This window comes from Brevundimonas sp., assembly GCF_031082345.1.
Taxonomy (GTDB): domain Bacteria; phylum Pseudomonadota; class Alphaproteobacteria; order Caulobacterales; family Caulobacteraceae; genus Brevundimonas.
Window position 1 is genome coordinate 1 of record NZ_JAVHLH010000074.1, and the last position, 11053, is coordinate 11053.

The window sequence follows — 11053 nt, forward strand, 5'->3', positions numbered from 1 at the left end:
CGCGGCGGGGGCGCCGCGCCGGTCCGCCGCGGCCCAGCAGCAACAGGACCGGGAGGCGACCCAGCAGGCTGAAGGCCATCAGGCCGGCGCCCCACCAGAGCGGCGCATTCGACGGCTCGGCCAGACCGAGCGTTTCCGCAACGTGCCAGGCGTCGTACCAGCCCCACAGCAGCCAGACGGCCACGGCGAAGATGGCCAGCGACCCGATGGAGAACAGGCGCAGGAGAAGGGCGAACAGAATCATCGGGATACTTTCGGGCGGGGAGCCTGCCCAACACCGGTCGACCCGTGTTCGTTCCACGAAAGCGTCGCGGCTAACCCGCCCTTAACCGCGATGATTCACCACTCGATCTCCAAGCTGTGCGGGATCGAGTGAATATGTCCGGGTTGAAGACCGACGTCGTTCTGAGGGGCGACTGCATCGAGGTGTTGAAGGGCCTGCCCGACGCCTGCGTCGACATGGTCTTCGCCGACCCGCCCTATAATCTGCAGCTGGGCGGCGACCTGCTGCGGCCGGACAACAGCCTGGTCGACGCGGTCGACGACGACTGGGACAAGTTCGACAGCTTCGCCACCTATGACGCCTTCACCCGGGCGTGGCTGACCGAATGCCGCCGGGTGCTGAAGCCGGAGGGCTCGATCTGGGTGATCGGCAGCTATCACAACGTCTTCCGCCTCGGCTCGGCGATCCAGGACCTCGGCTTCTGGGTGCTGAACGACATCATCTGGCGCAAGTCGAACCCGATGCCGAACTTCAAGGGCACGCGCTTCACCAACGCCCACGAGACCCTGATCTGGGCCGCGCGGAGCCGCGAGCAGAAGCGCTACACCTTCAACTACGACGCGCTGAAGGCCTTCAACGAAGACACCCAGATGCGGTCCGACTGGACCTTCGCCCTGTGCACCGGCGAGGAGCGGATCAAGGACGCCGACGGCAAGAAGGCGCATCCGACCCAGAAGCCCGAGGCCTTGCTGCACCGGGTGATGCTGGCCGCGACCCGGCCCGGCGATGTTGTTCTGGACCCCTTCTTCGGCACCGGCACGACCGGGGCGGCGGCCAGGCGTCTGGGCCGGCATTTCATCGGCATCGAGCGCGACGAGGGCTACGCCAAGGTCGCCGAGAAGCGGATCAAGGCGGTGATCCCCGCGGCGCCGGAGGACCTGGTGGTCACCGGCTCCAAGCGGGCCGAGACCAAGGTGCCGTTCGGGGCGCTGGTCGAGGCCGGCCTGCTGCGGCCCGGCGACCGGCTGTATTGCCCCAAGGGCGAGCGCGAGGCGCGGGTGCGGGCCGACGGCTCTCTGGTGTCCGGCTCGCTGAGCGGCTCGATCCACAAGCTGGGCGCGTTGTTCGAGAACGCCCCGGCCTGCAACGGCTGGACCTACTGGCGCTTCAAGTCGGACCAGGGACTGCGCTCGATCGACACCCTGCGGGCCGAGGTCCGCGCCGGGATGCAGTGACCGTTCGCCCGTAACCCTGTAAACGCCCAACTTTTCACAGGAAAAACGGCGTTTCGGGAACCTCGCCTATTCGGAAATGTTGATTGCGCGGCGCCCCCTTGGCGGGGATCGCCGGAGCATCGCGCAATGAAGATCGCCCAAGTCACGCCCCTCTACGAAGCCGTGCCGCCGAAGCTCTATGGCGGCACCGAGCGCGTGGTCGCCCACCTGACCGACGCGCTGGTCGAGCTCGGCCACGACGTGACCCTGTTCGCCTCGGCCGAGGCCGAGACGCGCGCGCGCCTGATCACGGTCCGCGACCAGGCGATCCGGCTGGATCCGGCCCCGCTGAAGTCCGATCTGGCCGCGCATATGACGATGCTGTCGGAGGTGCTGAAGCGCGCCGACTCGTTCGACGTGATCCACTTCCACACGGATATGATCCACTTCCCCTTCTTCGCCCGCTGCGCCGACAAGACGATCACGACCCTGCATGGCCGCCTCGACCTCAAGGATCTGGCCGGTGTTTATGAGCGCTGGGACCAGTTCGGCCTCGTGTCGATCTCGGACGACCAGCGCCGTCCGCTGCCGCTGGCGAACTGGAAGGCGACGGTCCACCACGGCATGCCCGGCGAGATGTACCGGTTCTCGCCGCAGTCCAGCGGCTATCTGGCCTTCCTCGGCCGCATCTCGCCCGAGAAGCGCCCGGACCGGGCCATCGAGATCGCTGCGAAGCTGAACAAGCCGCTGAAGATCGCGGCCAAGGTCGACGCCGCGGACAAGGTGTACTGGGAAACCGTGATCCGGCCGATGGTCGAGTCCAACCCCCTGGTCGAGTTCGTCGGCGAGATCGGCGACCACCAGAAGTCGGCTTTCCTCGGCGGGGCCGAGGCGCTGCTGTTCCCGATCGACTGGCCCGAACCGTTCGGCCTGGTGATGATCGAGGCCATGGCCTGCGGCACGCCGGTGGTGGCCTTCCGCTGCGGCTCGACGCCGGAGATCATCGAGGACGGAGCCACCGGCTATCTGGTCGACACGATGGAGCAGGCGGTCGCCGCGGCCGGGCGGGCGCATTTGCTCGACCGGGAGGCGATCCGGGCGCGGTTCGAACTGCGCTTCTCGGCCACGGCCATGGCCCGGCGCTATCTCGACGTCTACGGCGATCTGCTGGCCCGCCGCCCGTTCGCGGAGGAGGCCCCGGGCGAAGCGGTGACGCCGCTGCGGCCGCACGAGGACCGCAGTTTCATCAACCTGGCCTGACGAACGCAGGGCGACGGGCCTGAACCTCCGGCCGGTTCGTCCATTAGCGTACCAATGCCGTCATCAAGGGTCCGCAATCCGCCGCGACCTTGTGGGGTCCGACCGCAACCGATCCGGGGTTCCGCATGGACGACGCCTATAATGTTCAGGTCACGGCCGGGGAGTCGCAGGACGTCGACGGCCTCGAGCAGCTGATGGCGCTGAAGGACGCGGACACCTTCGTGGTGGCCGACATCTGGGGCGACATGAAGGGTGGGGCCGACGGCCTGTTCGACCGCGACACGCGGCTGCTGTCGCGGTTCGTGATGACGGCGGGGCTGGCGCGGCCGTCGCGGCTGAGTTCGGGCGTCAGCCAGGACAACGTTTTCTTCACGGCCCATTCGACCAACCGGCCGCTGCCGCCGATGGGCGGGCGCTCGGCCCCGGCCGGCGTGATCCACATCGAACGGCGACGGTTCGTCCGCGACCGGCGGATGTTCGAGCGCATCCGCATGGTCAACCACGGCGTCGAGGACGTGCTGCTGCCGATGGCCTTCGAGTTCGCGGCCGATTTCGCCGACATCTTCGAGGTGCGCGGCTCCGTCCGGCCGAAGCGGGGGACGCAGGAGACGCCGGTCGTGGACGGCCGCCGGGTGCTGTTCCGCTATCTCGGCGTCGACGAGGCGACCCGCAGCAGTTGTCTGGCCTTTTCCGAGCCGCCGGCCCGGCTGACCGCGTCGCGGGCCGAGTTCATGTTCAGCCTGCCCAAGGGGCGGCGCTGCGACCTGTACATCGAATGCGGGGTCGGGGCGTGCGAGGCGCCGGACGAGACGCGGTTCCGGTTCCATGCCGTGCAGGCGCGGGTGGCCATGCGCACCCGGCGGCGGCGCGGCGCCTCGATCCGCGGGCCGCGCAATCCGCGCTTCAACGACTGGCTGGACCAGTCGCGGGCCGATGTGGCGCTGCTGACCACCGACCTGCCGACGGGCCCCTATCCCTACGCCGGGGTGCCGTGGTTCTCGACGCCGTTCGGGCGCGACGGGATCCTGACGGCCTGGCAGATGCTGTGGCTCGATCCCAGCCTGGCCAAGGGGGTGCTGACCTATCTGGCCATGCGGCAGGCGACCGAGTTCTCGGCCTTTCAGGACTCGGCGCCTGGCAAGATCATGCACGAGACGCGCGCCGGCGAGATGTCGGTCCTGGGCGAGGTGCCGTTCGGACTCTACTACGGCGGGGTCGACACAACCTGCCTGTTCGTGGCCCTGGCCGGGGCCTATCTGAGGCGCACCGCGGACGTGGGGACGATCCGCACCCTGTGGCCCAATCTGCTGGCCGCGGTGGGCTGGATGAAGGACCACGGCGACGTCACCGGCGACGGCCTGATCAGCTATCAGCGCGCGGCCGACTCCGGGCTGTCGAACCAGGGCTGGAAGGACTCCGAGGACTCGATCTTCCACAGCGACGGGCGTTTCCCGAAGGGGCCGGTGGCGCTGCTGGAGGTGCAGGGCTACGCCTTCGCCGCCTGGCAGGCGATAGCGGACATGGCCCGGGTGCTGGCGGACGACCGCGAGGCGGAATGGGCGGCCCGGGCCGCCGGGGTGCGCGCCCTGGTCGAGGACCGGTTCTGGATGGAGGACGAGCAGTTCTACGCCATCGCGCTGGACGGCGACGGCGAGCAGTGCCGCTCGATCGGCTCGAACGCCGGCCATCTGCTGTTCACCGGCCTGCCCTCGAAGGAGCGGGCCCGGGCGGTGACGAAGCGGATGCTGGCGGCCGAGTTCCGCTCGGGCTGGGGCCTGCGCACCCTGGCGACCGGGCAGGCGCGGTTCAATCCGATGAGCTATCACAACGGCTCGGTCTGGCCGCACGACACGGCGATGGCGGCGGCCGGCATGGCCCAGTACGGCGAGCGCCGCGCCGTGGCCCTTCTGCTGGGCGAGATCTACGCCGCCGCCACCCATTTCCAGATGCGCCTGCCGGAACTGTTCTGCGGCTTCGAGCGGATGCCGGGCGAACCGCCGATCGCCTATCCGGTGGCCTGCCTGCCCCAGGCGTGGGCGGCGGGGTCGGTGTTCCTGATGCTGCAGGCCGCGCTGGGCGTCCGCATCGACGCTCTGGAGGGGGTGGTCGAGATCGACCGGCCGCTGTTACCCTCGGGCATCGAACGGCTCAACCTCACCCGTCTGGAGGTCGGCGAGGCCGTGGTGGACCTGACCTTCCAGCATATGGGGACCCACACCGTGGTCATGCCGCGGCGCACGGAAGGCCCGGTTTCGGTGCGCACCCTCGGTTAGGCCAGCCCGCGCTCCAGCGCCTTGCGGAAGACGGTGGGCAGGGACGCCAGCGCCTCTTCCACCGGCGTCCAGACGAGGTCGCCGTCGCCTTCCGCCGACGACGCCTCCGCCGCGCGGATTTCCAGCGTCAGGGCGAAATGGGTGAAGACGTGCTCCACGGCGCCGGCGTCGCGCCAGTCGGCGGGCCTCGGGGGCGCGCCCTCGGCGGGCACGGACGACCAGTCGGAGGTCGGCAAGCCGAGCATGCCGCCGAGCAGACCCTTGCCGGGCCGCCGGACGAGGGCGACGCGGCCCTGATCGTCGCGCAGGACCCAGGCCACGCCGCGACGGCGCGGGCGCTCGGCCTTCTTCGTTTTCAGGGGGTAGCGTTCGGGCCGTCCCGACCGGAAGCCGGCGCACCATTCGGTCAGGGGACAGCGTTGGCAGAGGGGCTGGCCCGACCGGCAGACGGTGGCGCCGAGATCCATCAGGGCCTGGGCCCAGTCGCCGGGCCGCTCGTCGGCGACCAGCGACCCGGCCCGCCGCTTCAGCTCCGGCCGCGCGGCGGGGAGCGGCGTCTCGACGGCGAACAGGCGGGCCATGACCCGCTCGACATTGCCGTCGACGACATTGGCGGGGCGGTCGAAGGCGATGGCGGCGACGGCGGCGGCGGTGTAGGCGCCGACCCCGGGCAGGGCCAGCAGGCCGGTCTCGGTGTCGGGGAAGACGCCGCCGTGGTCGCCGGCCACCGCCCGCGCGCAGGCCAGCAGATTGCGGGCCCGGGCGTAGTAGCCGAGCCCGGCCCAGGCGGCCATGACGTCGGCGTCGTCCGCCGCTGCGAGGTCCGTCACGCTCGGCCAGCGTGCGGTGAAGGCGAGGAAATAGGGCGTGGCGTGGGGCGTGGTGGTCTGCTGCAACATGACCTCGGACAGCCAGACCCGGTAGGGATCCGGCCGCGCCGCGTCCGGCCCGGGACGCCACGCCAGCGTCCGGCGATGGGCGTCGTACCAGTCCAGCAGGGCCGCGCGAACGGCGGCTCGGTCGGCGGCGACCTGTTCGGGGACCTGGACCGGGACGGGAGGCATTCCTCGCGCTATAAACCGGAAATGCGCCGCACGCTGCCCACCGACGCCGAAGCCCGCGAAATCCTGTCGCGACGGCGGACGCGTCCGGCCCCGCGGCCGGCGCCCAAGGCGGGGCGGGCGCTGCAGGGGCTGATCAAGGAGTTGGACGCGAAATTCGGCCGCGGCGCCTCGGCGCTGGAGCCGCGCTGGACCGAGATCGTCGGCGAACGGATTGCGCGAGTGACCCGGCCGCAGAAGCTGACCAGGGGACGCGGCGGCGCCGGCGGGACGCTGGAACTGCGCGTGGCGGGGCCCGCGGCCCTGCTGGTGCAACACCAGTCGGAGGAGATCCTGCAGCGGGTCAACCTGTTCCTCGGACCCGGCAGCGTCGAGAAGCTGAGGATCGCCCAGGGACCGGTGAAGCCGCCGGCCGGACTCGCCGCCCCGGTCCGGCCCAAATCCGGACCGCGCCCCCTGCCCGCGCATCAGGAGGCCGAGCTGAAGGCCTCGGTGGCGGAAGCGCCCGATCTCCTGAAAGGCCCGCTGGAACGGCTGGGGCGGGCCGTCCTGAGCGATCCGCAGAAAGGCCGCGACCGCGCCGGCGAATAGGCCGTTTGTGCCCGCGGAAGCGAAATCCGGCCACGCCGTAGAAGGCCGCTTGACATATTTCGATGTTTAGCTAAACAACGAGACATGAACAAGGTCTTCAAGGCTCTGGCCGACCCGACCCGCCGCAAGGTGCTGGAGCTGCTGCGCCAGCGGCCGATGACGGCCGGCGAGCTGAGCGAGCATTTCCAGGTCTCCAAGCCGACCATGTCGGCGCATTTCTCGGTGCTGCGCGAGGCCGACCTAATCGACGCCCACAAGCAGGGCACGACCATCACCTACCGGCTGAAGCTGTCGGTGCTCGAGGAAGCGCTCCTCGGCTTCAGCCAGGCCTTCGGGATCGGCGCCGCCGCCCCCGCCGAAGAAACGGACACGCCCGGAAAGGGGACACAGTCATGACCAAACGCCTCGGATGGGCCATCGCCCTCGCCGCCTTCATTCTCGGCTCCGCCCTCGCTCTTCGCTACGCCGAAGGCGCGGGAATGATCGGAGCGGACGGCGCCCGACGCGCCATGCAGGTGCTGATCGGCCTGATGCTGGCGGGCTACGCGAATATCATGCCCAAGCAGCTGGGGCCTACGCGCGGTTCGCTCCGGGCTGACGCGGCGGCGCAGGCCGCGCTTCGGGTCGGCGGCTGGTCCCTGACCCTGGCGGGCGTCGCCTACGCCGCGCTGTGGGCGTTCGCCCCGCTGGCGATCGCCGATACCGCCGGATTGTTTGTGGTGGCCGCCGCCACCCTGCTGACCGCCGGATACGCGGTGTGGGCCTTTACGTCCTGCCGACGCGATCCCGGCGCGTCCACCGGCCGCTAGCCGGACCGACCTCTCGACCCCGCGCCCTCCAGGGAGGGCCGTCTCCACCCCGACGGGCCGCCGCGGCGCGCCCGACGGCTTTCGCTTGCCCGCACTCCAACCGCCCCGACGGGCAAAGGACACGCCATGACCCTCAACAGACCCCTGAACCGCTTTCGCGCCGCCGGGCTCTCCCTGGCCCTGCTTGTGGGAGCGGGATTCCCCGCCGTCGCCCAGGATGCGGCCTCCGCCGTCACGCCAGCGGAAGGACAGGGGCCCGCGCTGTGGATCGTGCGCGACGCCGACTCGACCCTCTATCTGTTCGGCACCATGCACCTGCTGCGACCGACGACCGGCTGGGGCACGGACCGGGTCGACAGGGCGTTCGCCAGCGCCTCCCATCTCATCATGGAGGTCGACAGTCCCGAGGATCAGGCCGCCCTGCTTCCGATCATCCGCGAGCACGGCCTCTCTCCGGACCGGCCGCTGTCCAGCCTGCTGACGGCCGGGGAGATCGCGGCCCTGGACGCCGCGGCCCGGACGATCGGGACCAGCGCCGAGAGCATGGAGCCGATGCGGCCCTGGCTGGCGGGCGTGACGGTGCAGAGCGCCTCGATCATCCGCGCCGGCTATGCGGTCGAATCCGGCGTCGAACCGATCCTCAAGGCGCGCGCCGAAGCGGCGGGCATGACCATCAGCGGCTTCGAGACGCCCGACGAGCAGATCCGCATGCTGGCCGGCTTTCCCGAAGAGGGCCAGTTGATCTACCTGCGCAGCGCCCTCGACGATTTCGGCAAGGCCCAGACCGAGGTCGATCAGCTCGTCGAGGCCTGGGCGTCCGGGGACGTCGAAACCATCCGGGCCCTCGCGGTCGATCCGTTGCGCGAGACGCCGCTTCTCCATGACGCTCTGCTGGTGCGCCGGAACACCAACTGGGCGAACCAGATCGAGGCCCTGCTGGACGGATCGGGCACGGCCTTCATCGCCGTCGGCGCCCTGCATCTTGCCGGCGAGGACAGCGTCCAGCAGATCCTGCTGGGCCGCGGCGTCGAGGTCGCGGACGCACCCTGATCCGGGCGGGGGCGGCGCCGGGCGACAACGAGACCCGCTGGCGCCGCCGATCTTCTTTGGCTAGATCGGCTGTTCAACGATAGACTGGTCGACGACCGGCCCGTCGCCGCAGACCCAGACGCGCGCATTTTCGGGGAATCGCGCGATGCTCTCCCATTCCCCGTGCCAGAGGACGACCCCATGAGCGCCACGACCCGATACGCCGCCATGAGCCGCCGCGCGGCCATGACCGCCGCCGCCCTGACCGCCATGGTCGCCCTGGCCGGCTGCAACAGCGGCGGAGCCGGCGCGCCGGCGGACGGCGACATGGCCATGGGCGCGCCCGAGGGGGCCAAGGTCACCGTGGTCGAATATGCGTCGGTGACCTGCCACGTCTGCGCAGCCTGGCAGGAAGAGAACTGGGAAGGCTTCAAGGCGCGCTATGTCGACACCAACAAGGTGCGTTACGTCTTCCGCGAAATCCCGACATCGCCCCGTGAGGTCGCCGTCGCCGGGTTCCTGATCGCCCGCTGCGCCGGCGAGGACAAGTATTTCGACGTCGTTCACGAGCTGCTGGCCAATCAGGAGGCGATGCGACTCGACCCCCGGGCGACCCTGTTCCGGGTTGGGAACGGCGTCGGCCTGAGCAATGAGCGCATCCAGCAGTGCATCACCGATGAAGCCGCGCTCGAGGCCGCCGAGGCTCGCGCCCAGACGTCGCTGGCCGCCGGCGTCGACGGCACCCCGACCTTCTTCGTCAACGGCACGAAGGTGATCACGCCCGGCTCACAGTCGGGCACCAGCCTCGCCGACCTGTCCAAGGCGATCGACGCCGAACTGGCCAAGAGCTGATCGTCCGGTGGGGCGGCTTTCGCGCTTCCTGCTGACGGCCCTGGTCGCGATCGCCGCGCCCGCGACGGCGCTCGCCCAGACGGTCGAACCGGTGCGGGACGGCGACCGGACCCTGGGTTCGGCCACGGCCCCGGTGACGCTGACGGTCTATCTGTCGACGACCTGCAACCACTGCGCCGACTGGCACACCAACGACTTCCCCGCCTTCAAGGCGAGATGGGTCGATACGGGCAAGGTGCGGGTGGCCTATCGGGACCTGCCGACTCCGCCGCAACAGGCCGCGATCGCCGGGGCGGTGATGGCTCGCTGCGCGCCTGAGGAGAAGTACGACGACGTCCTGGACACGCTTTTCCGCGGCCAGGCCCAGCTTCACGCCACGCCCGGCCCGCCGCCGCAGGAAACCGTGATCCGGTGGCTGGCCGCGGCCGGCGCGGCGGGCGGCCTGACCCGCGACCAGATGAACGCCTGCTTCTCCAGCGACGCCTCGTTCGCGGAGATCCAGCAGAGGGCCCGGCAGTCGAACGCCGACGGCGTCAACAGCACGCCCAGCTTTTTCATCGACGGGCGGCGGGTGCTCGATCGGCCCGACCTGACGTCGCGCGGGGTGGACGCCTTCGAACCCCTCATCCAGCCGCTGCTCGACGGCCGGTGACCCGCTAGCAGGATGCAGTTCCAGCGCCTCCGGCTCGTCGGTTTCAAGTCCTTCGTCGATCCCGCCGAGGTGCATATCGAGCCGGGCCTGACCGGCGTGGTCGGACCCAATGGCTGCGGCAAGTCCAATGTGCTGGAGAGCCTGCGCTGGGTCATGGGGGCCAATTCGGCCAAGGCCATGCGCGGCCAGGGCATGGACGACGTCATCTTCGCCGGCGCCGCCAACCGCCCGCCGCGCAGCCATGCCGAAGTCTCGCTGACCATCGACAACGCCCAGCGCAAGGCGCCCCAGCCCTTCACGGACAGCGCGATCATCGAGGTGTCGCGCCGCATCGACCGCGGGCAGGGCTCGACCTACCGCATCAACGGCAAGGAGGTGCGGGCCCGCGACGTGCAGCTGCTGTTCGCCGACGCCTCGACCGGCGCCAACAGCCCGGCGCTGGTGCGCCAGGGCCAGATCAGCGAACTGATCGCCGCCAAGCCGCAGAACCGCCGCCGCATCCTCGAGGAGGCCGGCGGGGTCGCCGGCCTGCACACCCGGCGGCACGAGGCGGAGCTGAGGCTGAAGGCGGCCGAGACCAATCTGGAGCGGCTGGACGATATCGGCCGCGAGCTGGAGACGACCCTGACGCGGCTGAAGCGCGAGGCGCGGCAGGCGGAGAAATACAAGAAGATCTCGGCCGAGATCCGCGCCCTGCAGGCGGCGCTGCTGTTCGTGCGCTGGAACGACGCCCGGGCGGCGGCGGAGGCGGCCGCGCAGGAGCTGGCGGACGCGGACCGGGCGGTGCTGGAGGCCACGACGGCCTCGGGCCGGGCCCAGACGGCGTCGCTGAACGCCCAGGAGGCGCTGAAGCCGGCGCGGGAAGAGGATGCGGTGGCCGGGGCCCTGCTCCACCGGGCCTCGCTGGAGCGCGACCGGCTGGACATGGCGGAACAGGCGGCGCGGGCCGAGGTCGAGCGGCTGACCGCCGAGGCCGCCCGCATCGCCGCCGACATCGAGCGCGAGATCGCCATGGCCGGGGACGCCGAGGGCGAGCTGGCGAGGCTGGGCGCGGCGCTGGAGGCGCTGACGGCCGAGATCGCCGCGGCC

Annotated in this window: 12 protein-coding genes; 10 read left to right on the top strand and 2 right to left on the bottom strand. The window is 70.6% G+C overall.

Translation table 11 applies throughout. The features are described from left to right. Window positions 1–244 (bottom strand): hypothetical protein (locus RDU12_RS06745; protein ID WP_308684325.1); only part of this gene is annotated, 244 nt, incomplete at its 3' end. Between the two features lie 134 nt (window positions 245–378). Here RDU12_RS06745 and RDU12_RS06750 point away from each other — a divergent pair. From RDU12_RS06750 to RDU12_RS06760, 3 genes are all read left to right on the top strand, one after another. After that, window positions 379–1458 (top strand): site-specific DNA-methyltransferase, encoded by a 1080-nt coding sequence (locus RDU12_RS06750; protein WP_300289760.1) that lies wholly within the window; start codon window positions 379–381, stop codon window positions 1456–1458. Window positions 1459–1584: 126 nt separating this feature from the next. Continuing rightward, window positions 1585–2697, top strand: coding sequence for a glycosyltransferase family 4 protein (locus tag RDU12_RS06755; RefSeq protein ID WP_300289761.1), 1113 nt, complete (start codon window positions 1585–1587; stop codon window positions 2695–2697). 125 nt (window positions 2698–2822) lie between these two features. Continuing rightward, window positions 2823–4970 (top strand): glycogen debranching N-terminal domain-containing protein, encoded by a 2148-nt coding sequence (locus RDU12_RS06760; RefSeq protein WP_300289762.1) that lies wholly within the window; start codon window positions 2823–2825, stop codon window positions 4968–4970. Here the strand turns inward: RDU12_RS06760 and mutY are convergent. Beyond that, window positions 4967–6034 carry an A/G-specific adenine glycosylase gene (gene mutY / locus RDU12_RS06765; protein ID WP_308684326.1) on the bottom strand — a complete coding sequence of 356 codons (1068 nt, stop codon included), beginning with the start codon at window positions 6032–6034 and terminating at the stop codon, window positions 4967–4969. The two genes, RDU12_RS06760 and mutY, sit on opposite strands and share 4 nt — an antisense overlap. A gap of 21 nt (window positions 6035–6055) precedes the next feature. Between mutY and RDU12_RS06770 the strand changes: the two genes are divergently transcribed. From RDU12_RS06770 to RDU12_RS06800, 7 genes are all read left to right on the top strand, one after another. Beyond that, window positions 6056–6622 carry a DUF721 domain-containing protein gene (locus tag RDU12_RS06770; RefSeq protein WP_300291448.1) on the top strand — a complete coding sequence of 189 codons (567 nt, stop codon included), beginning with the start codon at window positions 6056–6058 and terminating at the stop codon, window positions 6620–6622. Between the two features lie 84 nt (window positions 6623–6706). After that, window positions 6707–7018: an autorepressor SdpR family transcription factor gene (locus RDU12_RS06775; RefSeq protein WP_300291450.1), complete on the top strand. Its 312-nt coding sequence runs from the start codon at window positions 6707–6709 to the stop codon at window positions 7016–7018. Beyond that, on the top strand, window positions 7015–7431 hold the full coding sequence (locus RDU12_RS06780) for a hypothetical protein (protein WP_300291451.1): 417 nt from the start codon (window positions 7015–7017) through the stop codon (window positions 7429–7431). The genes RDU12_RS06775 and RDU12_RS06780 overlap by 4 nt, the downstream gene beginning before the upstream one ends. A gap of 126 nt (window positions 7432–7557) precedes the next feature. Next, a complete protein-coding gene (locus tag RDU12_RS06785; protein WP_300291452.1) occupies window positions 7558–8481 on the top strand; it encodes a TraB/GumN family protein in 924 nt (307 codons plus the stop codon). A gap of 180 nt (window positions 8482–8661) precedes the next feature. Beyond that, window positions 8662–9312, top strand: a complete 651-nt coding sequence (locus tag RDU12_RS06790) for a thioredoxin domain-containing protein (RefSeq protein WP_300291453.1) — start codon at window positions 8662–8664, stop codon at window positions 9310–9312. 7 nt (window positions 9313–9319) lie between these two features. After that, window positions 9320–9964 (top strand): thioredoxin domain-containing protein, encoded by a 645-nt coding sequence (locus RDU12_RS06795; protein WP_300291455.1) that lies wholly within the window; start codon window positions 9320–9322, stop codon window positions 9962–9964. A gap of 12 nt (window positions 9965–9976) precedes the next feature. Further along, window positions 9977–11053 (top strand): AAA family ATPase (locus RDU12_RS06800; protein ID WP_308684327.1); only part of this gene is annotated, 1077 nt, incomplete at its 3' end.

Coding starts and splice junctions, on each gene's coding strand:
- RDU12_RS06750 (WP_300289760.1), top strand. CDS start 379: ATGTCCGGGTTGAAGACCGACGTCGTTCTGAGGGGCGACTGCATCGAG.
- RDU12_RS06755 (WP_300289761.1), top strand. CDS start 1,585: ATGAAGATCGCCCAAGTCACGCCCCTCTACGAAGCCGTGCCGCCGAAG.
- RDU12_RS06790 (WP_300291453.1), top strand. CDS start 8,662: ATGAGCGCCACGACCCGATACGCCGCCATGAGCCGCCGCGCGGCCATG.
- RDU12_RS06780 (WP_300291451.1), top strand. CDS start 7,015: ATGACCAAACGCCTCGGATGGGCCATCGCCCTCGCCGCCTTCATTCTC.
- mutY (WP_308684326.1), bottom strand. CDS start 6,034: ATGCCTCCCGTCCCGGTCCAGGTCCCCGAACAGGTCGCCGCCGACCGA.
- RDU12_RS06785 (WP_300291452.1), top strand. CDS start 7,558: ATGACCCTCAACAGACCCCTGAACCGCTTTCGCGCCGCCGGGCTCTCC.
- RDU12_RS06775 (WP_300291450.1), top strand. CDS start 6,707: ATGAACAAGGTCTTCAAGGCTCTGGCCGACCCGACCCGCCGCAAGGTG.
- RDU12_RS06770 (WP_300291448.1), top strand. CDS start 6,056: ATGCGCCGCACGCTGCCCACCGACGCCGAAGCCCGCGAAATCCTGTCG.
- RDU12_RS06760 (WP_300289762.1), top strand. CDS start 2,823: ATGGACGACGCCTATAATGTTCAGGTCACGGCCGGGGAGTCGCAGGAC.